Below are 21814 nucleotides of genomic sequence, written 5' to 3'. Positions count from 1 at the left end.
CCTCGCCCGAATGACGGCACTTTCGCACCACCGCAACGACCACGTCGAGCAGCCCGGCCGGGACGGGTCCACCGCCACCACCGAGGCCGATCCGCGCGCCATCGGCGCGGTGCGCACCGAGTACGCGCCCGACAAGGACGGGGATCCGGATCCCGGCGAGATCGTCTGGACCTGGGTCCCCTACGAGGAGAACGACGGCCGGGGCAAGGACCGGCCGGTCCTGGTGGTGGCGCGGGAGGCGGGCGGACACACGCTCCTGGCCGTCCAGTTGTCCAGCAAGCGCCACGATGCCGACCGCGAATGGGTGGCGATCGGATCGGGGCCCTGGGACGGCGCGGGGCGGGAGTCCTGGGTGGACCTGGACCGGGTGTTGCGGGTGCACGAGGCGGGAATGCGCCGCGAGGCGTGCGCGCTCGACCGCGGGCGCTTCGACCTTGTCGTGGACCGGCTCCGGGAGCGCTACGGCTGGCGGTGAGCCGCGCATCGCCCGTGTTCGGCACGGCGTCCGGTACGGCGTCCGGTACGGCGTCCGGCATGGCGTCCCGCGCGCCCTACGCTGGCTCCGGTACGCGTACGAGGACAGCGGTAGCGGGAGCGGCAGTGCGAATAGAACGACACCGGGTGGACGGGGCCGCCGTGGCGGCGGCCCGCGAGGACTTCGCGAACCGGATCGGTTCGGAGGTCCACTCGATGGCCCGGGGCGGGCGGATCGACGCCTGGGACTGGTTGCGGATCACCCGGGAGCTCCTCGACGGGCTGGGCGCCCTCTCGGTCGAGATCCCCGATCTGGACGCGCCGGAGGCCAAGGCGATCCTCTTCGACGCCGCCGAGTCGGCGGCCGCCGCCGTGTCGTACGCCGCCTACCACCCCACCTCCTTCTTCCACGTCTTCCTCCCCTACGTCGACTTCGGCCGCGACTACGAGCCCGAGGCCGACGGGACCCCCGATTCGATCGCCGTGGCCGACTGGATCGACGCGTTCTGCCTGGTGCTCCTCGCGGACCGGGCCGAACGGCACGGCGAGGCCTTCCGCTTCGCCCGGACCCACCCCTCGCGCGGCGACGGGGCCGGGGCCGGGCCGTCGGAGGGCGAACTGGTCAACGGCCTGAGGGCGTACGTCGCCGGGGACCTCGGGGACGACGCGCGGGAGTACCCGCCGTCCCGCGAGGCGAAGCTCGCCGCCCTCGACGCCGCCCTCGACCGGGTACGGGACACCGCGTCCGGCGCCGGAGCGGGCGACGCCCACCGCGTTCACCTCGGCGCCCTGCGGGCGTTGCGCGCCCTCGCCGCGCGGGACCGGGCGGGCTTCGACGCCGAGTTGAGCGCGCTGCTCCTGGCGCGGGCCGGCCTGGACGACGTGGACGCCCGGCCGCGCACGCTGCTGCCCCTGCTCCCGTTGGCGTTGGCCGCGCTCGCGTACCGGCGCGAGGGGTGGGCGCCTGCGGTGGAATCGGGCTACCTGCCGCGGGCCCTGGTGACCGGTTTCGAGGCTCCGGCGCCCCGCGTCGGGCCGTACGGGCGCGAGCGGCGTCCGGACGCGGTCGCGGCGCTGGCCGCCGGCGCCCTGTGCGTGGAGCGGCCCGAGATGCCGGAGGCCGTGGCGGGCGCGGAGTACTGGGTGCGGAAGCTGTACGAGCGGATCGGCGCGGCGGACGGGGACGCCGGGGAGCGGCCGCGGTCCAGCGGCCTGGCGCCGTCGCCCGGCGCGTGGGGCGAGCGGGTCACGAAGGCTCTGATCACCGGCAACCGCGCGGACCTCGCCCCGCTGGTCCTCGGGGGTCCCGCGGCGCGGGAGGAGGACCGTTCGGCGTACGCCTCGTACCGCGCGGCGCTGCACGCGTACCTGCGGGGTGACGATCCGGAGCCGGCCACGGACCGGGCGGTGGGCGACCTCGTCAGGATCGCGGAGTGGGGCTTCGCCCCACCGCCGGCGGTCCTCCTGTCGCAGCTGGTCGAGGGGGACGAGGAGAGCTTCAACCTGGCGCTGGCCGACGCGCTGGAGGAGCACCGCGCGTACCACTCGGTCGGCGCCCGCCCGGACACCGCCGACGCGGCCGTCAACCTGGAGATCCTGGCCCTGGTGTGCCACGCCCGGCGGCGCGGTTGGCGGATCCTGGTCGATTCCCCCTACCTGCCCGCGCTGCTCCTCGAAGCGGCGAAGCCCTTCTGATCCGCGGGGGGTCCCCGGCCGCCCCCGATCCCCGGCCGCCCCCGATCCCCGAATCCCCGGCCTCCCCGCGCCCTCGGCCCGCTCGACGTCTGCGGCGCCGAGGGCCGGGGGCAGGTCGGTCAGGTCAGGGCAGGTAGGTCAGGTCGCGGGCGCGAAGGCGCGGGCGAAGGCCTCGCGGGGGCCGGGGTCGCGGTCCAGTACGGCGAAGACCACGCGTTCGAACACGCCGTCGAAGCGGCCGGTCAGGTGCCCCCGGAAGGCCTCCGCCACCTGCGCGGGATCGTTGCGGAACACCCCGCACCCCCACGCCCCCAGCACCAGCCCCCGGTGGCCGTGCAGCGCGGCGACCTCCAGGACCCGTCCGGCCCTGCGGGCCAGCGCGGCCGGGATCTCGTGCGCGCGCTCCGGCTCCTGGCGGCGGATCGTGCCCGCGTTCGGTGCCGGGGAGGTGAGGAATGCGACCCGGAAGGGCGCCTCCAGCAGTTCGCCCCGGTCGTCGCGGAAGACGGGCACCCCCGGGGAGTGAATCACCCGGTCGGTGTAGAAGGTGCTCGCGGTCGCGCGGTGCTCCTCGTAGTAGGCGCGGGCCTCCAGCAGGGTCTCGTGGAGCGCCGAGGCGCGGCACAGCGCCTCCTCCTGCGCCTTGGCCCCGCGGACGTAGCCGCCCCCGGGATTGCGCGCCGAGGCGAAGTTCAGGACGGCGACGGAGGAGGGCCCGCCGGGGTCCTCGACGAGGCGACGCGCGGCGACGGTGCTGCTCTCCCCGGTGACCTCGTAGACCGTCGGACCGTGCCTACCGAGAGGTTGTTCGTCTGGAATGACCTGGTTTGGCCCATATATTCTGGTGTTGGCCTTGGCTTCCGCCAGGTCGGCGGCGAGCGGGATCCGCCGTCCCGACCGCGTCCGGTACCCACCGGCCGCCAGGATCGTCGCGTTCTCCCGCGCGATCTCGCGCAATCTGCTGCTCACGCCGCCATCCTCGAACGCCGATGTCGAGCGGAGCAAAGGAATTAGAACGCCGAGGACGGGTAGGCACGGGTGACATCACCGCCGATCACAGGAGACGAGGACCCGGCCATGCCCGAGGACCCGCCCGCTCCCTTCATCGTTCGGAACCACGATCACGACCCGCTGACCGAGGCGGCCGCCGAGGACCTCGTCCACGGCATCTGTTTCAAGACCGGCCCGCCCCGCCTCCTCGGCGCCGAACTCGAATGGCTGGTGGTGGACGCCGAGCGGCCCTGGCTGCCACTGTCGCCCGAACGGCTGTCCGAGGCCCACGACGCCGCCCGCGCCCTGCCCCTGAACTCCCGGTTCACCGTGGAACCCGGCGGTCAGCTGGAACTCAGCTCCGCACCCGCCGCCTCCCTCACCGCCTGCGTGGACGGCCTCCAGACGGATCTCCGCGCCGTACGCACCGTCCTGCGCGAGCGGGGCCTGGTCCTGCGGGGCCTGGGCCGCGACCCGCGCCGGGCCCCGCGCCGCCTGCTGGACAGCCCGCGCTACGAGGCGATGGAACGCTACTTCGACCGCACCGGGCCCGCCGGCCGCGCCATGATGCGCACCTCGGCCTCCGTCCAGGTCTGCGTGGACGCCGGCCACGAGGAGCCCGGCCCGCTCGGCCACGGCCGCCGCTGGCGCATGGCGCACCTGCTGGGCGCGGTCCTGGTGGCCGCGTTCGCGAACTCCCCGGCCCGCGAGGGCCCGTACCGGGGCTGGAGGTGCGCGCGGCAGGGCATCTGGAACGACCTGGACACCCGGCGCGCGCTCGCCCCGCCGCTGGAGGCGGCGCCCCGCGCCGGCTGGGTCCGCCAGGCCCTCGACACCGAGGTGATGTGCGTACGGGCCGACGACGACGGCCCCTGGACGGCGCCGCGCGGGCTCAGCTTCCGCTCCTGGCTCCGCGCCGGCGCGGACGCCCCGACCGGTGTGGACGCCCCCACCGGCGCTGACGCCGCCACCGGCCCGGGAGGCGGCACCGGCACCGTCGGGCGGGCCCCCACCGCCGAGGATCTGGAGTACCACCTCACCACGCTGTTCCCCCCGGTCCGCCCGCGCGGCCACCTGGAGCTGCGCATGATCGACGCGCAGCCGGGCGACGACGGCTGGCTGGTCCCGGTGGCCGTCACGCACGCGCTGTTCGACGACCCCGAGGCCGCCGAGACGGCCTACCGGGTGCTGAAGGCCCTGGCGGACGCGTACGGGCCCGAGCCCGCCCCGCGCAACCCGCTGTGGCGCTCCGCGGCCCGCGTCGGCCTGGCCGACCGTGAGCTGCGCACCGCCGCCGAGGCCTGCTTCGCGGCCGCCGCCGAGGCCCTGCCCCGGCTCGGGGCGGGCACGGAGGTCCGCGACGCGGTGGGCGCCTTCGCGGAGCGCTACGTACGACGCGGCCGTTGCCCGGCCGACGACAGCGGGGAACACGACCTCTGGCGGCAGCCCGCCGGGAAGGGGCACCGTCCGTGAGCACCGAGATCCACTCCGCGTCCGAGACCGAGTCCGGGACCGAGTCCGGGACCGCGGGCGCCGCCGAGGCCGCCGCCGAGGCCGAGAACCATCCCGAGCGGCTGCGCGAGCGGGCCGCGAAGGCCCTGACCGCCGCCCGGGCCCGCACCGCCGCGCTCACCGATCCCGTGAGCGACGTGGACCTCACGGCGCAGCACTCGCCGCTGATGTCCCCGCTCGTGTGGGACCTGGCGCACATCGGGAACATGGAGGAACTCTGGCTGCTGCGGAACGTCGCCGGCCACGAGTCCATGCACCCGGAGATCGATCCGCTGTACGACGCGTTCGAGCACCCGCGCGCCGAACGGCCGAAGCTGCCGCTGCTGGGACCGGACGAGGCACGGCGGTACGCGGCCGAGGTCCGCGGGCGGGTGTTCGACCTGCTGGAGCGCACCCCACTGGAGGGAACGTCACTGCTGGACCGGGGATACGTCTTCGGCATGATCGCGCAGCATGAACAGCAGCACGACGAGACGATGTTGATCACCCATCAGCTGCGGGTCGGAGCACCGGTGTTGACCGCTCCCGACCCCGCGCCGCCCTCCGGGCCGCCACCCGCGGCGGCGGAAGTCCTGGTGGAGGCGGGCCCGTTCACCATGGGCACCTCCACCGAACCCTGGTCGCTGGACAACGAGCGGCCCGCGCACGTGCGCGACCTGCCCGCCTTCCACATCGACACGGCGCCGGTGACGAACGGCGCGTACCGCGCGTTCATGGCGGACGGAGGCTACCGCGAACCCCGCTGGTGGGCGGCCGAGGGCTGGGACCAGATCCGCTCGCACGACATCGGGGCCCCGCTGTTCTGGCACCGGGAGGGCGGGCAGTGGCTGCGCCGCCGGTTCGGTGTGGTCGAGCAGGTACCCGACGACGAGCCGGTGCTGCACGTCAGCTGGTACGAGGCGGACGCGTACGCCCGCTGGGCGGGGCGCAGGCTGCCCACCGAGGCGGAGTGGGAGAAGGCCGCCCGCCACGACCCGGTCTCGGGGCGCTCCCGCCGCTACCCGTGGGGCGACGCCGACCCGACGCCGACCCGCGCCAACCTGGGCCAGCGCCACCTGCGCCCCTCCCCCGCGGGCGGCTACCCGCGGGGGGCCTCCCCGCTCGGCGTCCGCCAGCTGATCGGGGACGTGTGGGAGTGGACGTCCTCGGACTTCCTGCCGTACCCCGGCTTCCGGGCCTTCCCGTACCGGGAGTACTCGGAGGTGTTCTTCGGGCCGGAACACAAGGTGCTGCGCGGCGGTTCCTTCGCGGTGGACCCGGTGGCCTGCCGGGGCACCTTCCGCAACTGGGACCTGCCCGTGCGGCGGCAGATCTTCTCCGGGTTCCGCACCGCGAGGGATGCCTGATGTGCCGTCACCTCGCGTACCTGGGGCCGGAAGTGGCCCTGGGGCGGATACTGAGCGAGCCGGTGCACTCCCTGGTGCGGCAGGCCTGGGAGCCCCGCCGCCAGCGCTCCGGCACGATCAACGCGGACGGCTTCGGCGTCGGCTGGTACGCCGAGGAGGATCCGGTGCCGGCCCGCTACCGCCGGGCCGGGCCCGTCTGGGGGGACCTGACCTTCACGGACCTGGCGCGGGTGGTGCGCAGCGGGGCCGTCCTGGCCGCCGTGCGCGATGCCACCCTGGCCGGGGCGGACGGGGAGGCGGCGGCGGCTCCGTTCGCGTCGGGGCCCTGGCTGTTCAGCCACAACGGGGCGGTGCGGGACTGGCCGGAGGCACTGGCGGCCCTGGCCTCCGGCCTGCCCCCCGCGGAACTGCTCCGGCTCGCGGCGCGCACCGACTCGGCGCTGGTGTGGGCGCTGGTCCTGCACCGGTTGCGGCGGGGCGACGACCTGGGGACGGCGCTCGCCGAGACCGTCCGCGAGGTGGCGGTCGCCGCGCCCGGTTCCCGGCTGAACCTGTTGCTGACCGACGGCAGGAGCATCGCGGCGACCGCCTGGGGCGACTCGCTGTGGTACCTCGCGGACGGTCGCACGGCCCCCGGCGGTACGGCCACCGGTCGCACGGCACCCGGTCGCACAGCACCCGGCGGTACGGCCTCCGGTGGTACGGCCTCCGGCCGGGTGGTCGTGGCCTCGGAGCCCTACGACGACGATCCCCTCTGGTGCGAAGTGCCCGAGCGGACCCTGCTCGTCGCCGGCCGTACGCGCGTCGCCCTGACCCCCCTCAAGGAGATCTCCCCGTGAACGACTTCCAGTTGACCCGGACCCTCGACGAGGACGCCGCCGAGAAGGCGTTGGCCTCGGACGTGCTGAGCGGTCTGACGCGCACGCCGAAGGAGTTGCCGCCCAAGTGGTTCTACGACGCGCGGGGCAGTGAACTGTTCGAGGAGATCACCCGGTTGCCGGAGTACTACCCGACGCGCGCCGAGCGGGAGATCCTGCTGGAGCGGGCCCAGGAGATCGCGGCCGTCAGCGGGGCGCGCACCCTCGTGGAGCTGGGCTCGGGCTCCTCGGAGAAGACCCGTCACCTGATCGAGGCGATGCCCGCGCTGGAGACGTACGTGCCGGTGGACGTGAGCGAGAGCGCGCTGACGGGCGCCGCCGAGGCCCTGCTCGCGGCGCACCCGGGGTTGCGGGTGCACGCCCTGGTGGCGGACTTCACGAAGCCGCTGCACCTGCCGGCCACGCGCGAGCCCCGGCTCGTGGTGTTCCTGGGCGGCACGATCGGCAACCTGCTGCCGCCGGAGCGCGCCGCGTTCCTGGCGTCCGTACGGGCGATGCTGTCGCCCGGGGACGCGTTGCTGCTCGGGACGGACCTGGTGAAGGACGAGGCCGTGCTGGTGGCGGCGTACGACGACGCGCAGGGGGTCACGGCGGAGTTCAACAAGAACGTACTGGCCGTGATCGACCGGGAGTTGGGCGCGGACTTCCACACCGCCGACTTCGCCCACGTGGCGGTGTGGAACCGGGATCGGGAGTGGATCGAGATGCGTCTTCGGGCGCGGTCGGCGGTCACCGTGAAGGTCCGGGCGCTGGACCTGGTGGTGCCGTTCGAGGCGGGTGAGGAGATCCTGACGGAGGTCTCGGCGAAGTTCCGTCAGGACGGGGTCCGCGAGGAACTGTCCTCGGCTGGCCTGGAGTTGACCCATTGGTGGACGGATTCCGCCGGGCGCTTCGCGCTGTCCCTGTCGGTGGCGGACGGCGTCGCGCGCTGATCCCCCTCCCCCGTCGGGGCCGAAGGGGCGCGGTGTCGCCGCTGTACGGGTACGCCCGGCAGCAGCGGCGCCCGCTCCGGCGGCCCGACCACGGCGGCCCGCGCGGCGGCCGCCAGTTCGCGCCGGTCGGGGTGCCGGCCGGGCGGGATGCGCGGGAGCAGCCGCAGCTCGGCCCGTAGGCCGTGCGATCGGGCGATCCGCCACAGGGAGGTCGTCAGCGGATCGTCCCCGACGAAGGCGGGCGCCCCGGCGAGGTCCCCGTCCGCCAGCCGGTAGGAGATCCGTACGGGCTGTACGGGGACCCGCGCGTCCAGGGCCGACTGGAAGGCGGCGCGCCGGAAGGTGCCCTGGGCGCGGCCGCACCAGGTGGAGCCCTCGGGGAAGACGGTGACCCGGTCGCCGGCCAGCAGGGCGCGGGTCAGGGTGTGGACGGTGTCGGGCAGGGCGCGGATCCGGTCGCGTTCGATGAACAGGGTGCCGGCGCGGGCGGCGAGCCGGCCGAGCACGGGCCAGGTTCCGATCTCGCTCTTGGCGAGCATCCGGGAGGGCAGGGCGGCGGCGACGAGCGGGACGTCCAGCCAGGAGATGTGGTTGGCGACGACGAGGCGGCCCCCGTCCGGGCCGGGCGCCCCGCGCACGGTGATCCGTACCCCCAGGGACCGGACGAGCGCGGCCGCCCAGGTCCTGATCAGGGAGTGCCGGGGGCGTACGGGCAGCAGGCGCACGGGCGCGGCGACCGCGACGGCGAGCAGGACCAGGGCGAGGGCTCCGGCGAGGCGGAGCACGGCGCGCGCGACGCTCGCGAACCGCCCGGTGTGGGCGGCGCAGGCACCCGGGGTGCAGGGTGCGGTGGGCAGCCAGGCGCTCATGCGTCCGGGGCCAGTGCGAGGAAGTGGTTCAGGTAGCGCGGGTTGGTCCGGCGCAGGGACAGCAGCACGTACAGGTCGGCGCAGCCGAACGCGGCGTCGTAGGCGGGCTCCCCGCACACCCAGGCGCCCAGGCGCAGGTAGCCGCGCAGCAGGGGCGGCAGCTCCGTGCGGCCGGGGACGACGATGCCCTCGGGGCTCCAGGGGCGGTGCGGGGTGACGCGGTACTCGCGCGGGGCGAGGTTGCGGGCCAGGACGGTCTCGCGGGTGGCGGCGGACAGCACCCCGCCGTCGGCCAGCGGGATCGAGCAGCATCCGGCGAGCCAGTTGTGGCCCGAGCGGTCCATGTAGCGGGCGAGGCCGGCCCAGATGAGGGCGATGACGGCGCCGTTGCGGTGGTCGGGGTGGACGCAGGAGCGGCCGACCTCGACCAGGTCGGGGCGGATCGGGGCCAGCGCGGAGAGGTCGAACTCGCCCTCGGAGTAGAGGCGTCCGGCGACGGCGGCGCGCTCCGGGGGCAGCAGCCGGTAGGTGCCGACGACCTGGCCGGTCTCCTCTTCGAGGACCAGGAGGTGGTCGCAGTGGGCGTCGAAGGGGTCGATGTCCAGGCCCGGCTCGGGTCCCTCCAGGCGGGCTCCGAGTTCCCCGGCGAAGACCTGGTGGCGCAGGCGCTGGGCGGCGCGGACCTCGTCCTCGTCGCGGGCGAGGCGGACGGTGTAGTGGGGCGCCGGGGCGGGGGTCGGGTCGCCGGCCGGGCCGGGGGTCGGGCCGGGGGTCGGGCGCGGGGTGGCGACCGGGGCGGGGGCGGATGCGGCGGCCGGGGCGGTGCCGACGGCCGGCGCGGGAGGCGTGAGGGGTGCGAGGGGTGCGAGGGGGGACGGGGACAGGGGGGCGAGGGTCATGGCTGCTCCTGATCCGGGCACGGGGAGCCGGGCCGCGGGCGGCGGGCCTGGCTCCTTCGTTTCTTCCGTGACCGGCTGGATTCGGCATGACCGCTCGGCGGCCCTCGGATGTGCGGAGGCTGAACTCAGCGGTCCGAGCTGAGCACCTTGCTCACCGTGTCCGATGCCGTCTTGGCCGCCTGGCGGGGGTCCTGCCCGCTCAGCACGGCGGTCATGAACGGCTTGATGGGGTTCTTCGCCTCGACCTCGGCCCAGCGGGCGGACTTCGGGGTGGCGCGGCCCTGGGCGGCGCCGACGGTCATCGCGGTGGCGCCCTCGTTGCCCTGGACGACGTGGGCGAGGGTGGTCTTGTTGGGCACGTAGCTCATGGTCCGGGCGAGTTCGGTCTGCCACTTCTCGCTGACCAGCGCCGTGATGACCTCCACGGCCCGGCCGCGCTGCCGCGTCTTCTCGGGGATGATCAGGTCGGAGCCGCCGGTGAAGACGGAACCGGCCTTGTCGGCGCTCTTGCCGGGGATGGGGAAGAAGCCGATCTTGCCCTTGAGCGCGGGGTTGGCGGCCTCGATCTGGGCGGCCTGGCTGGGCGGGGCGATGATCTGGGCGGTCTGGCCGCGGGCGAAGACCCCGGACTGCGGGGGCGTCTCCTCGTCGGCGTCCTTGGGGCCGTCGCCGAGGCCCTGGAGCTGCTTGTAGAAGTCCATGCCGGCCAGTGCCTTCTCGTCGTCGAGGGCGCCGACCCACTGGCCGCCGCTCTCCACGGCGAGTTCGCCGCCCTCGTCCCAGATGAAGCCCGCGAGGACGTACCAGTTCTGGCCGGGGAGGTATATGCCCTGCTGGTCGCCCTTGTCCAGCTTCTGGGTGGCGGCGAGCCACTCCTGGCGGGTCTTGGGCTCGGACTTGATGCCGGCGTTCGCGAAGAGGTCCTTGTTGTAGATCACCACCCGGTTGGCGGCGTACCACGGGACGCCGTACTGGGCGCCGTTGACGCTGCCGGGCTCGGACAGGCCCCTGAGCCAGTCCTTGCTGCCCCAGGAGCGCAGGCCTTCGAGGGTGAGTTCGGAGAGGCCTCCGGTCTCGACGTACTGGGCGACCTGCGTGTTGCCGACCTCGATGACGTCGGCGCCCTCCTTGGCGGTGCCGGCGAGGACGGCGTTGACCTTGTCGCCGATGCCCGTCCACTCCTGGATCTTGACGTCCAGATCGATCCCGGGGTGCTGCTTCTCGAAATCGGCGGTGAACCGGGTGATGAAGTCGTCGGAGGCGCTGCCCTTCATCAGCCAGAGGGTGACCTTCTCGGACCCGCCGCCCGATTCGGCCGACTGGCCGCAGCCTGACAGGGCGGTCACGGCCACGAGGGCCGTACACACGGCGAGGAAGCGCATCTTCACGAGGGTCACCTTCTGGGGATTGATCTCAGATGGCTTGAAATTGGCATAGACCAATGGGTGGGTCAAGACCCTTTCGCCCGGGACTCTTCGGACAAAGTTCGCGGAGCCGGCCTTACTGGGGCACCGTGGAACAAGGCAACAGCGACGACTGGCGGGAGACCCCATGTCCAACCACACGTACCGGGTGACCGAGATCGTCGGCACCTCGAACGAGGGTATTGATCAAGCCATCCGGAACGGGCTCGCTCGGGCGGGACAGACCCTGCGCAACCTGGACTGGTTCGAGGTCACCCAGATGCGCGGGCACATCGAGAACGGGCAGGTCGCGCACTATCAGGTGGGGCTGAAGGTGGGCTTCCGCCTCGACGGCGAGGAGTGACCGGGGCGCGCGGATCGCCGGGGCGGCCGGTACCGGTCGACCCGACCCCCGCCGCCCGACCGCCGCGGAGGTCGCGGTCGGGTGCCCCCCTCGCGCTCCTCTCAGGTGCGCCCCTCGCCCTCCTGTCAGGTGCGCCCCTCGCCCTCCTGCGCGTACTTGAGGGCCGGGGCGTCCGCCGCCCAGTCGGCCAGGAGCACCCGGAACCCGGCCGCGCGCGCCTCCCGGCAGACCAGTTCGTCGTCGTCGACGAGGACGCGCACCTCACGGCCCCGGGCGATCCGACGGAGCACCTCCAGCTTCGTCAGCCGGGCCGGCCGCCGGTCCCGGTCGCCGCGCATCCACACCCGCCCCTCGGGCAGCCCGTGCCGGGCCAGCCACTCCTCCGTGTCCGCCCGGCACCGCTCGGGGCGGCCCGTCAGGTAGACCACCTCGCAGTCCGCCGCGCTCCGCGCCGCCAGCGCCACGCCGCGCGCGAGCGGCGGGTCGGCGGGGGCGGCGCCGAAGAACCCCGCCCAGTCGCGGGGCCGGCCCTCCAGGAAGTGCTGCCGGTGGGCCGTGTCGGCCAGGGTGTTGTCGATGTCGAAGACGGCCAACGGCCTACGGGGAGCGCTCTCTGTCATGGGGGAAGCCTAGGCAGGCCCCGGACAGCGCCGCCCCGCCGGGCGGCCCCGCCGGCCGCGGTGGACTCCGGCTCGCGGGGCGCTCGGCCCGCACGTCAGGGGGCGGGGCCCCGGGGAATCCTGACCGGCGCCACGCGTTGAGACCTGTGTGATCCGTAGAATCTCGATACTCGACCGGTCCCGTACCCGTGAGGGCCACCCCGCCCCGCAGGCCCTGCGCGACACCGTGGAGCTGGCCCGCGCGGCGGAGGAGCTGGGCTACCACCGCTTCTGGGTGTCCGAGCACCACAGCGTCCCCGGGGTGGCGGGCTCCGCGCCCACCGTGCTGGCCGCGGCCGTCGCCGCGGCCACCCGGCGGATCCGCGTCGGCACCGGCGGGGTGATGCTGCCCAACCACCAGCCGCTGGTGGTCGCCGAGCAGTTCGGCGTCCTGGAGGCCCTCTTCCCCGGCCGGATCGACATGGGGCTGGGCCGTTCGGTCGGCTTCACCAACGGCATCCGGCGGGCCCTCGGGCGGGAACTGGAGGAGGCCGACCGCTTCGAGGAGCAGCTGATCGAGCTGCTGGGCTGGATCGACGGCACCCAGTCGGCGCACCCCGAGGTGCACGCACGGCCCGCCGAGGGACTGCCCATCCCGCCGTTCGTCCTGGCCACCGGCGAGGGGGCGAAGGTCGCGGCCCGGGCCGGGCTGCCGATGGTGGTCGGCGACCTGCGGACCCGGACCAAGGTCGGGGAGGTCATCGAGACGTACCGCAAGGAGTTCCGGCCCTCCGCCCTGAGCCCCGAGCCGTACGTGGTGATCTCCGGGACGGTCGCGGTCGCCGCCACCGAGGAGGACGCGCGCCGGATCCTGGTCCCGGAAGCCTGGTCGTCGGCGTACTCCCGCACCCGGGGCAGCTTCCCCCCGCTCCGCCCGGCCGAGGAGGTGGACCCGTCGGCCATGACGGCCAAGGAGCGGCAGCTGTACGAGGAAGCCCTCACCGGCCACATCGTCGGCACCGAGGAGCGGGTCGCTGCGGAGCTGGACCGGGTCTTCGAGGCGACGGGCGCCGACGAGCTGCTGGTCACCACCTCCACGTACGACCGGACCGCCCTGCTGGACTGCTTCGCCAGGCTGGCGCGCATCGCGTGACGGCCGCGCGGGGCACGGCGCGACCGCGCGCCCCGGGCGGCCTCGCGCCGACACGGCCCGGCGCGGCCCGGCGCGGCGCGGCCCGGCGCGGCCGGCACCTCACCGCACCGGCGGCCCTAAACTGGGGCGAATGCACCGTTCCACCGATCTGCCCGCCGCCTTCCGACCGGAACCCCTCGACCCCTGGGTGCGCGTACGGGGCGCCCGCGAGCACAACCTGCGCGGGGTCGACGTGGACATCCCGCGCGACACCCTGACCGTCTTCACGGGCGTCTCCGGTTCCGGCAAGAGCTCCCTGGCCTTCGGGACGCTCTACGCCGAGGCCCAGCGGCGGTACTTCGAGTCCGTCGCCCCGTACGCCCGGCGGCTGATCCACCAGATCGGCGCCCCCCGGGTGGACTCGGTGACCGGTCTGCCGCCGGCCGTCTCGCTGGAGCAGCGCCGCTCCGCACCCGGCTCGCGCTCCTCGGTGGGCACGGTGACCCTGCTGTCCAATTCGCTGCGGATGCTGTTCTCGCGGGCCGGCTCCTACCCGCCCGGGGCGCCGCGCCTGGACTCCGACGCCTTCTCCCCCAACACCGCCGCCGGCGCCTGCCCTTCCTGCCACGGCCTCGGGCGCGTGCACCACACCAGCGAGGAACTCCTCGTCCCCGACCCGGGGCTGTCTATCCGTCAGGGGGCGGTCGCCGCCTGGCCGGGAGCCTGGCAGGGCAAGAACCTCCGCGACATCCTCGAAGCGCTGGGACACGATGTGGACCGGCCCTGGCGGGAGTTGCCCGCCGAGGACCGCGCCTGGATCCTGTTCACCGAGGAACAACCGGTGGTCACCGTGCACCCGGTTCGGGACGCGGACCGCATCCAACGCCCCTACCAGGGCACGTACACGAGCGCCCACCGCTACGTGATGAAGACCTTCTCCGACACCAGGAGCGCCACCCTGCGGGCGCGGGCCGAGAAGTTCCTCACGGACGCCCCGTGCACCTCGTGCGCGGGGCGGCGGCTGCGCCCGGAGGCCCTCGCCGTGACCTTCGCGGGCCGGACCATCGCCGAGCTGGCGGGACTCGCGCTGACCGAGTTGGACGGTGTCCTCGCGGACGCGCCCGCGGACGGCCCGGCCGGGCCGGCGGCGCGGGTGCTCACCGAGGACCTGCGGTCCCGGATCGCGCCCGTGGTCGAGCTGGGACTCGGCTACCTGAGCCTGGACCGGACCGCGCCCACCCTGTCCGCGGGCGAGCTGCAACGGCTGCGCCTGGCCACCCAGTTGCGCTCCGGCCTGTTCGGGGTCGTGTACGTGCTGGACGAGCCCTCGGCGGGGCTGCACCCGGCGGACACCGAGGCGCTGCTCGGCGTCCTCCAGCGGCTCAAGGCTGCCGGCAACACGGTCTTCGTGGTGGAACACCACCTCGACGTGGTGCGCGGCGCCGACTGGCTCGTGGACGTGGGTCCGCTGGCCGGGGAACACGGGGGCCGGGTCCTGTACAGCGGGCCGCCCGGGGCCCTGGCCGGGGTGGCGGAGTCGGCGACGGCGCGGCACCTGTTCCCGGCGGCGGATCGGGGGCCCCGGTCCGGGGGGCGAGCGGTGCGGACGGCGTCGGGTCGGATCCGGCTGGCCGGTGTCGACCGGCACAACCTGCGGGACGTGACGGTGGACTTCCCGCTCGGGGTGTTCACGGCGGTCACGGGCGTCTCCGGTTCGGGGAAGTCCACGCTGGTCGGGGAGGTACTCGCCGGGGAGGTGGGCGCCCGGCTCGGGGAGGCGGACTTCCCGGTGCGGCGGCTGGTGGAGGTGGACCAGAGGCCGATCGGACGTACGCCGCGCTCCAACCTGGCGACGTACACCGGGTTGTTCGACGTGGTGCGCAGGCTCTTCACGGCCGCCCCCGAGGCGCGGGCGCGCGGCTGGAAGGCCGGCCGGTTCTCCTTCAACGTGCCGGGCGGCCGCTGCGAGACCTGCCAGGGCGAGGGCTTCGTGTCGGTGGAACTGATGTTCCTGCCCAGTACGTACGCCCCGTGCCCGCAGTGCGCCGGGGCCCGGTACAACGCCGAGACCCTGGAGGTGCGGCACGCCGGGCTGAACATCGCGGAGGTCCTCGCCCTGACGGTGGAGGCCGCGTCAGGGTTCTTCGCGCAGGTGCCGGCGGCGGCCCGCAGTCTGCGCGCCCTGGAGGACATCGGCCTGGGCTACCTGCGGCTGGGTCAACCGGCGACGGAGCTGTCGGGTGGCGAGGCGCAGCGCGTGAAGCTGGCGACGGAGCTCCAGCGCTCGCGCCGCGATCACACCCTCTACCTGTTGGACGAGCCGACGACGGGGTTGCACCCGGCCGATGTGCGGGTGCTGTCAGGGCAGTTGCACGGCCTGGTGGACGCGGGGCATTCGGTGGTGGTCGTGGAGCACGACATGGAGGTGGTCGCGGGCGCGGACTGGGTGATCGACCTCGGGCCCGGCGGCGGCGCGGACGGCGGCCGGATCACGGCCGCCGGAACGCCGGCGGTGGTCGCCGCCCGCTCCGACGGCCGGACCGCCCCCTACCTGGCCCGCGCGCTGGACGCGGCGCGGGGTGGTGAGGGGGCGGCCGGGGTTCAACCGGCTCCGTAGGGAACGACGCAGAGCTGCCAGCTCGCGGCGTCCGCGCCGCGGACGGTGATCGTCTTCGTGCCCGCGGCGCCCCCGGTGGTCGGGGAGGACGCCGCGATGCCGGCGCAGGCGCCGCGGGCGGTCGAGCGGCCCGCCCCCTGGCCGGCGGCACCCTGGTTTCCGGCACCCTGGTTTCCGGCGCCTTGGCCCGAGGCGGCGCCCTGGCCGGAGGCGCTCCGGGTGGCCGCCGTCCGGGCCCGCACGGCGTACTTGGTGGCGGCGGACCAGCACGGGACCTCGACCCATTCGCCGGGCAGGGCCTCATCGCCGCTCCGGTAGGCGTCGACGTAGTGGACGCAGTCACCGGTCCCGGCCCGCTCGAGGGGGCCGTTCAGCTTCATGCTGACCCAGTTGGCGAGGGACTCGTCCCGCGCGTACGTGGCGACCAGGAGCCCCACGACGAGGCACAACCCGAGCAGGACGAAGGTGCCCCGGTACGAGCCCCCGGGGGCGGATCCGCCGCGCCGCGCCACCGGGGTCGAGGACAGCGGGCGGGTCCGGGGCGGCGGCGCGGTGGTCCGGCCGATCGGTGCGCGGGTCGGGATCCTCTCCCTCGGCGGCGCCGCGTACGAGGGTCCGGGCCGCGTGCGCGGCCCGGACCGGGGGCTCGGGTCGCGGCGCGGCGGCTGGTCGTGACGCGCGCCGGAGTCGCGGCGCGGGGTCGGGTCGCGGCGCGGGGTCGGTGACGGGCGGGCGCTTCGGGCGGGCCGCGGGGAGGGGGCGGGGCGGGCGCTCGGGGCGGGGCGGGGTGCCTGGGCCGGTCGCGCGCTCTGGGCCGGGCGCTGCGCCGGGGCGGGCCCGGCCGGTGGCGGGGTGCGGCGCTGCGGTCGTGGTGGCTGTCCCCTCCCGGCGGTGAGCATCCGCAGGGCCTCGGGGATGGTCGGCCGGCTGCCGGGCTCCTTCGCCAGCAGGGCGGTGACCAGCGGTTCCAGCGCTGCCGCGTGGCGCATGGGCGAGGGCTCGTCGTGGGTCAGCGCGTGCAGGGACGCCGCCGGGCTGTCCCGGTGGAAGGGACCGGCGCCCTCCAGCGCCTCGTACAGGGTGGCGCCGAGGGAGAAGAGGTCGCTGGCGGCGACCGCCCGCCGGCCGTGGGCCCGTTCCGGCGCGAGGTAGGCGGGTGAGCCGATGACCTGTCCGGAGACGGTCAACCCCGGGTCGCTCTCGTTGACCGCGATCCCGAAGTCCGTGAGCAGGAAGTGGCTCTGCGCGATGTGCATGACGTTGGCGGGCTTCACGTCCCGGTGGACGATCCCCTGCCGGTGAGCCGCGTCGAGCGCCTCCAGCATGGCCCGGGCGAGTCTGGTCGCGGTGGGGACGGTCAGGCGCCGCCTGGTCCGCAGGAGTTCCTGGAGGGTGCCGCCCCGGACCAGTTGCATCACGATCCACGGGGCCCCGTCCACGAGGACGACGTCGTGGACGCTGACGATGTGCGGGTGGTCGCGCAGTTTCGCCGCGTTGCGCGCCTCGCGTTCGGCCCGGCGCAGTCGCTCGTCGCGTTCGGCCGTGCCCAGTCCGTCCGGCAGCAGCAACTCCTTGACCGCGACGTCGGTCTGGAGTGTCTCGTCGCGTGCCCGCCAGACCCGGCCGAAGCCGCCGGCCCCCAGGACGCTCACCAGGCGGTAACGGCCGCCCGGTAGTCGTTTCCCCGATTGGTTGCTCTGTGCCACGTTGCCCCCGTACTCGTTTCGACGCGGGAGGCAGCAGAGTAGCGGCAATCCGGCCGGCGCACCGAGTCCGTACGGGACGGGCAGGTGGGAGGCGTCCGGGCCGGCGCCGATCAGCCGGCGGGGCGGGCGTCCGCGGAGAGGAGGGCCTGCGGGAACTCCCGGAAGGTCCAGGTGCCCTGGGTGCGGGTGAGGCTCCACAGCAGGTCGTGGCGGTCGGGCCAGGCCGCCGGGATCCCGAGGACGTCCGCGGCTCCGAGGGCCCGTACGAGGCGGGGGATGCCGGTGTGTTCCCAGCAGACCAGGGCGGGGGTGTGGCCGGCCAGGACGGCGCGGGCCAGGGCCGTTTCCGCGCCGAGGGCGAACTCGGCGCGTACGGGGGTCTTCAGGGCGGTGGCCAGGGGCGCCAGGGTCTGCCGGCACCGGGCGGGGGAGGTCGCCGGGCCGCCGGTCGCGAACAGCGCGGCGGGCCGGGGCAGTCGGGCGGCGGGGGCCGGGACGAAGAGCCGGGGCAGCTCGTGGGCGCGGCGGCGGCCCCGCCCGGCGAGGGAGCCGGGGTCGTCGTTGCCGTCGTCGTCCTCGCCGGGGGCGCCCGCGTAGGGCTGCTCGGCGTGCCGGATCACCATCACGAGGGCGTCCTTGGGGACCGCGCCGGGGCCGGCGGCCGGGCGGGCCGGCTCCTCCCGCTGCGTGCAGCCCGCCGCCGCCACGGCGGCGAGGGCGGCGGCCAGTACGGTACGGCGGCCCGGTCCCGAAGCGGCGGCGGTGTGTGGCATGGGGTCCACTGAACCCCACGCCCGGTGGAGGGCCGCCGCGCGGCGCGGCGTACGGCCCGTACGAGCGCCCGGTCGGCGGATCGGATCAGCCGGTCGGCCCAGGCCGCGGGGGCCGCGGCGCGCCCGTACGGGGGTCGGCGGGTGTCGGAGGTCAGCGCTTGCGCAGGGCCCGCAGCCACTCCTTGTTCATGGCGGCGATGGAGGGCAGCGGTATGCCCTTGGGGCAGGCCGTGGCGCATTCGCCGGTGAGGGTGCAGCCGCCGAATCCCTCCTCGTCCATGCGGGCCACCATGTCGAGGACCCGTGTCTCGCGTTCGGGGGAGCCTTGCGGGAGCACGTTGAGGTGGTTGATCTTGGCCGAGGTGAAGAGCATCGCGGAGCCGTTGGGGCAGGCGGCGACGCAGGCGCCGCAGCCGATGCACTCGGCGTGTTCGAACGCCGAGTCGGCGTCGGGCTTGGGGACGGCCGTGGCGTGCGCCTCGGGGGCGGATCCGGTGGGGGCCGTGATGTAGCCGCCGGCCTGGATGATCCGGTCGAAGGCGCCGCGGTCGACGACGAGGTCCTTGACGACGGGGAAGGCCGAGGCCCGCCAGGGCTCGACGTCGATGGTGTCGCCGTCGTCGAAGGAGCGCATGTGGAGCTGGCAGGTGGTGGTGCGCTCGGGGCCGTGGGCGTCGCCGTTGATGACGAGGCTGCACGCGCCGCAGATGCCTTCGCGGCAGTCGTGGTCGAAGGCGACCGGGTCCTCGCCGCGCAGGATGAGTTCCTCGTTGAGGGTGTCGAGCATCTCCAGGAAGGACATGTCCTTCGAGATGCCGTCGACCTCGTAGGAGGCCATGGCGCCGGGGGCGTCGGCGTTTCGCTGGCGCCAGACGCGCAGGGTGAGCTTCATGCGTAGCTCCGCTGGGTGGGGTGGACGTACTCGAAGACGAGGTCTTCCTTGTGCAGGACGGGTGCGGAGCCGGTTCCCCGGTACTCCCAGGCGGCGGCGTAGCCGAACTCCTCGTCGCGGCGGGCCGCTTCGCCGTCGGGGGTCTGGGATTCCTCGCGGAAGTGGCCGCCGCAGGATTCGGCGCGGTGGAGGGCGTCGAGGCACATCAGCTCGGCGAGTTCGAGGTAGTCGACGACGCGGTTGGCCTTCTCCAGCGACTGGTTGAACTCGTCGCCGCTGCCGGGGACCTTGATCCGCGTCCAGAACTCCGCGCGGATCTCGGGGATGCGGGCCAGGGCCTTGCGCAGGCCCTGTTCGGTGCGGGCCATGCCGCAGTACTCCCACATGAGTTCACCGATCTCGCGGTGGAAGGAGTCGGGGGTGCGGTCACCGTCGACGGCGAGGAGTTTGGCGAGGCAGTCGCGGGTCTCGCGGACGGCCGCGGCGGCTTCGGGGTGGCTGTCGTCGATCTCCTCGCGGTGCGGGTGGCGGGCGAGGTAGTCGTTGATGGTGGAGGGGAGGACGAAGTAGCCGTCGCCGAGGCCCTGCATGAGCGCGGAGGCTCCGAGGCGGTTGGCTCCGTGGTCGGAGAAGTTCGCCTCGCCGATCGCGAAGAGTCCGGGGACGGTGGTCTGGAGGTCGTAGTCGACCCACAGCCCGCCCATCGTGTAGTGGACGGCGGGGTAGATCCGCATGGGGACCTCGTACGGGTCCTCCGCCGTGATCCGCTCGTACATCTCGAAGAGGTTGCCGTACTTCTCGGCGACCTTGTCCCGACCCATGCGGCGGATGGCGTCGGCGAAGTCGAGGTAGACGCCCTGGCCGCCGGGGCCCACGCCGCGGCCCTCGTCGCAGACGTTCTTGGCGGCGCGGGAGGCGATGTCGCGGGGGACGAGGTTGCCGAAGGAGGGGTAGATCCGCTCCAGGTAGTAGTCGCGCTCGTCCTCGGGGATGTCGGCGGCGGGGCGGGTGTCGCCCTGGGCCTTGGGGACCCAGATCCGGCCGTCGTTGCGCAGGGACTCGCTCATGAGGGTGAGCTTGGACTGGTGGTCCCCGGTGCGCGGGATGCAGGTGGGGTGGATCTGGGTGAAGCAGGGGTTGGCGAAGTACGCGCCGCGCCGGTGGGCCCGCCACACGGCGGTGGCGTTGGAGTTCATCGCGTTGGTGGAGAGGTAGAAGACGTTGCCGTAGCCGCCGGTGGCGAGGACCACGGCGTCCGCGTAGTGGGTGGAGATCTCGCCGGTGATCAGGTCGCGGGCGACGATGCCGCGGGCGACGCCGTCGACGGTGACGAGATCGAGCATCTCGGTGCGGGCGTGCATCTCGACGTTGCCGGCGGCGATCTGTCGGGACAGGGCCTGGTAGGCGCCGAGCAGCAGTTGCTGGCCCGTCTGACCGCGGGCGTAGAAGGTGCGGGAGACCTGCACGCCGCCGAAGGACCGGGTGTCGAGGAGGCCGCCGTACTCGCGGGCGAAGGGGACGCCCTGGGCCACGCACTGGTCGATGATCTCGACGGAGATCTGGGCGAGGCGGTGCACGTTGGACTCGCGGGCGCGGAAATCGCCGCCCTTGACGGTGTCGTAGAAGAGGCGGTGTACGGAGTCGCCGTCGTTGCGGTAGTTCTTGGCGGCGTTGATCCCGCCCTGGGCCGCGATGGAGTGCGCGCGGCGCGGGGAGTCGGAGAAGCAGAACTGGACGACGTGGTAGCCCTGCTCGGCGAGGGTGGCGCCGGCCGATCCGCCGGCGAGGCCGGTGCCGACGACGATGACGCGGTGCTTGCGGCGGTTGGCCGGGTTGACGAGCCTGGCCTCGAAACGGCGGCGGTCCCAGCGCTCGGCGATCGGGCCGGCGGGCGCCTTGGTGTCGGCGATCGGTTCGCCGGTGGTGTAGTCGGCGTAGTCGTGGGAGGGGTCGTGGGAGGCGGTGTGGGCGGGGGCGGGACTCATGTCAGCTCACCACTCCGGTCATGACGGCGACGGGCACGGACACGAAGCCCGCGAAGAGGACGAGGGCCAGGGCGTTGGCCAGGAACTTCAGCGTCCGCTCGCGCCGGGCGTTGCCGGCGCCGAGGGTCTGGGCGGCGCTCCAGAACCCGTGGCGGACGTGCAGGCCGACGGCGGCCATCGCGACGAGGTAGATCGTGTTGCCGTACCAGGTGGAGAAGGTGGCGAGGACGTTCTCGTAGGGGTGGCCGGCCCAGGCGCGCTCGTTGACCGTGAGGGTGGTCAGGTCGAGCAGGTGCCAGACGATGAAGAGGGCGAGGATGATCCCGCCCCAGCGCATGGTGCGGGTGGCGTAGCTCGCGCGGCGGCGCTTGTGGGCGTACTTCACCGGGCGGGCCCTGATGTCGCGGCGGCTGAGCTGGTAGGCGCAGACGGCGTGCGCGACGACGGCCGCGACGAGGACCACGCGGACGATCCACAGGGCCCACTCGTAGTGCAGGAAGGGGGAACCGAGGGTGCGCAGCCAGTGGGCGTATCCGTTGAACTCGTCCGCCCCGAAGAAGATCTTGAGGTTGCCGAGCATGTGCACGACGAGGTAGCCGAGCATGATCAGGCCGGACACGGCCATCACGGACTTCTTGCCGACGGTGGATTCCCAGAGCGTGCGCGTGATGGACGGCCGTCGATCCGTCCGCGTTGCCAGAGCCATGTCATCGACGGTAAGGACCAAGGTCCCGAAAGGTCCAAGACA

At 74.2% G+C, this 21814-nt stretch carries 19 protein-coding genes; 9 read left to right on the top strand and 10 right to left on the bottom strand.

Annotated features, from left to right (window positions below):
* Positions 1-10: 10 nt before the first annotated feature.
* Both ACZ6ZI_RS17590 and ACZ6ZI_RS17585 read left to right on the top strand, forming a co-directional pair.
* Entirely contained in the window at positions 11-475 is a 465-nt protein-coding gene (locus ACZ6ZI_RS17590) for a type II toxin-antitoxin system PemK/MazF family toxin (RefSeq protein WP_469521444.1), read from the top strand.
* Positions 476-600: 125 nt separating this feature from the next.
* Positions 601-2169 carry an immunity 49 family protein gene (locus ACZ6ZI_RS17585; protein ID WP_469521439.1) on the top strand — a complete coding sequence of 523 codons (1569 nt, stop codon included), beginning with the start codon at positions 601-603 and terminating at the stop codon, positions 2167-2169.
* A 138-nt stretch (positions 2170-2307) separates the two neighbouring features.
* Here ACZ6ZI_RS17585 and ACZ6ZI_RS17580 read toward each other — a convergent pair whose 3' ends face one another.
* Positions 2308-3138, bottom strand: coding sequence for a TIGR02452 family protein (locus ACZ6ZI_RS17580; RefSeq protein WP_469521436.1), 831 nt, complete (start codon positions 3136-3138; stop codon positions 2308-2310).
* A 108-nt stretch (positions 3139-3246) separates the two neighbouring features.
* Between ACZ6ZI_RS17580 and ACZ6ZI_RS17575 the strand changes: the two genes are divergently transcribed.
* The 4 genes from ACZ6ZI_RS17575 (at position 3247) to egtD (ending at position 7827) form a co-directional block, all read left to right on the top strand.
* Positions 3247-4632: a glutamate-cysteine ligase family protein gene (locus tag ACZ6ZI_RS17575; protein ID WP_469521434.1), complete on the top strand. Its 1386-nt coding sequence runs from the start codon at positions 3247-3249 to the stop codon at positions 4630-4632.
* 101 nt (positions 4633-4733) lie between these two features.
* Positions 4734-6017 carry an ergothioneine biosynthesis protein EgtB gene (gene egtB / locus ACZ6ZI_RS17570; protein WP_469521663.1) on the top strand — a complete coding sequence of 428 codons (1284 nt, stop codon included), beginning with the start codon at positions 4734-4736 and terminating at the stop codon, positions 6015-6017.
* The gene (egtC, locus tag ACZ6ZI_RS17565) at positions 6017-6856 is read left to right on the top strand and encodes an ergothioneine biosynthesis protein EgtC (protein ID WP_469521430.1); all 840 of its coding nucleotides are present in this window, start codon (positions 6017-6019) and stop codon (positions 6854-6856) included. The genes egtB and egtC overlap by 1 nt, the downstream gene beginning before the upstream one ends.
* Positions 6853-7827 (top strand): L-histidine N(alpha)-methyltransferase, encoded by a 975-nt coding sequence (gene egtD / locus ACZ6ZI_RS17560; protein ID WP_469521429.1) that lies wholly within the window; start codon positions 6853-6855, stop codon positions 7825-7827. The genes egtC and egtD overlap by 4 nt, the downstream gene beginning before the upstream one ends.
* On the opposite strand, the gene ACZ6ZI_RS17555 is transcribed toward egtD, so the two are convergent.
* The 3 genes from ACZ6ZI_RS17555 to ACZ6ZI_RS17545 all read right to left on the bottom strand — a co-directional run bounded on the left by ACZ6ZI_RS17555 (position 7710) and on the right by ACZ6ZI_RS17545 (position 10983).
* The gene (locus ACZ6ZI_RS17555; protein ID WP_469521427.1) at positions 7710-8696 is read right to left on the bottom strand and encodes a lysophospholipid acyltransferase family protein; all 987 of its coding nucleotides are present in this window, start codon (positions 8694-8696) and stop codon (positions 7710-7712) included. The two genes, egtD and ACZ6ZI_RS17555, sit on opposite strands and share 118 nt — an antisense overlap.
* A complete protein-coding gene (locus ACZ6ZI_RS17550; protein WP_469521425.1) occupies positions 8693-9595 on the bottom strand; it encodes a GNAT family N-acetyltransferase in 903 nt (300 codons plus the stop codon). Before ACZ6ZI_RS17550 ends, ACZ6ZI_RS17555 begins: the two co-directional genes overlap by 4 nt.
* Before the next feature lie 125 nt (positions 9596-9720).
* On the bottom strand, positions 9721-10983 hold the full coding sequence (locus tag ACZ6ZI_RS17545) for an extracellular solute-binding protein (RefSeq protein ID WP_469521421.1): 1263 nt from the start codon (positions 10981-10983) through the stop codon (positions 9721-9723).
* 163 nt (positions 10984-11146) lie between these two features.
* Here ACZ6ZI_RS17545 and ACZ6ZI_RS17540 point away from each other — a divergent pair, with 163 nt between their 5' ends.
* Positions 11147-11362, top strand: coding sequence for a dodecin (locus tag ACZ6ZI_RS17540; RefSeq protein WP_363059029.1), 216 nt, complete (start codon positions 11147-11149; stop codon positions 11360-11362).
* Between the two features lie 125 nt (positions 11363-11487).
* Here ACZ6ZI_RS17540 and ACZ6ZI_RS17535 read toward each other — a convergent pair whose 3' ends face one another.
* On the bottom strand, positions 11488-11982 hold the full coding sequence (locus ACZ6ZI_RS17535) for a phosphatase domain-containing protein (protein ID WP_469521418.1): 495 nt from the start codon (positions 11980-11982) through the stop codon (positions 11488-11490).
* Positions 11983-12130: 148 nt separating this feature from the next.
* On the opposite strand from ACZ6ZI_RS17535, the gene ACZ6ZI_RS17530 reads away from it, so the two are divergent.
* Both ACZ6ZI_RS17530 and ACZ6ZI_RS17525 read left to right on the top strand, forming a co-directional pair.
* A complete protein-coding gene (locus tag ACZ6ZI_RS17530; protein ID WP_469521416.1) occupies positions 12131-13114 on the top strand; it encodes an LLM class flavin-dependent oxidoreductase in 984 nt (327 codons plus the stop codon).
* A gap of 130 nt (positions 13115-13244) precedes the next feature.
* Complete coding sequence (locus tag ACZ6ZI_RS17525; RefSeq protein ID WP_469521412.1) at positions 13245-15710, top strand: excinuclease ABC subunit UvrA; 2466 nt, start codon at positions 13245-13247, stop codon at positions 15708-15710.
* Here ACZ6ZI_RS17525 and ACZ6ZI_RS17520 read toward each other — a convergent pair.
* From ACZ6ZI_RS17520 to ACZ6ZI_RS17500, 5 genes are all read right to left on the bottom strand, one after another.
* Complete coding sequence (locus tag ACZ6ZI_RS17520; RefSeq protein ID WP_469521409.1) at positions 15695-17416, bottom strand: serine/threonine-protein kinase; 1722 nt, start codon at positions 17414-17416, stop codon at positions 15695-15697. The two genes, ACZ6ZI_RS17525 and ACZ6ZI_RS17520, sit on opposite strands and share 16 nt — an antisense overlap.
* Before the next feature lie 110 nt (positions 17417-17526).
* Positions 17527-18189: a hypothetical protein gene (locus ACZ6ZI_RS17515; RefSeq protein ID WP_469521406.1), complete on the bottom strand. Its 663-nt coding sequence runs from the start codon at positions 18187-18189 to the stop codon at positions 17527-17529.
* A gap of 151 nt (positions 18190-18340) precedes the next feature.
* Entirely contained in the window at positions 18341-19081 is a 741-nt protein-coding gene (locus ACZ6ZI_RS17510; protein WP_363059041.1) for a succinate dehydrogenase/fumarate reductase iron-sulfur subunit, read from the bottom strand.
* On the bottom strand, positions 19078-21066 hold the full coding sequence (locus ACZ6ZI_RS17505; RefSeq protein ID WP_469521402.1) for a fumarate reductase/succinate dehydrogenase flavoprotein subunit: 1989 nt from the start codon (positions 21064-21066) through the stop codon (positions 19078-19080). Before ACZ6ZI_RS17505 ends, ACZ6ZI_RS17510 begins: the two co-directional genes overlap by 4 nt.
* A 1-nt stretch (position 21067) precedes the next feature.
* Positions 21068-21772 (bottom strand): succinate dehydrogenase, encoded by a 705-nt coding sequence (locus ACZ6ZI_RS17500; RefSeq protein ID WP_469521400.1) that lies wholly within the window; start codon positions 21770-21772, stop codon positions 21068-21070.
* Positions 21773-21814 lie beyond the last annotated feature (42 nt).

The sequence above is a fragment of the Streptomyces sp. NPDC103540 genome (assembly GCF_055584445.1).
The sequence above is the reverse complement of the archived record's forward strand: the minus strand, read 5'-3'. Positions and strand labels throughout refer to the sequence as shown.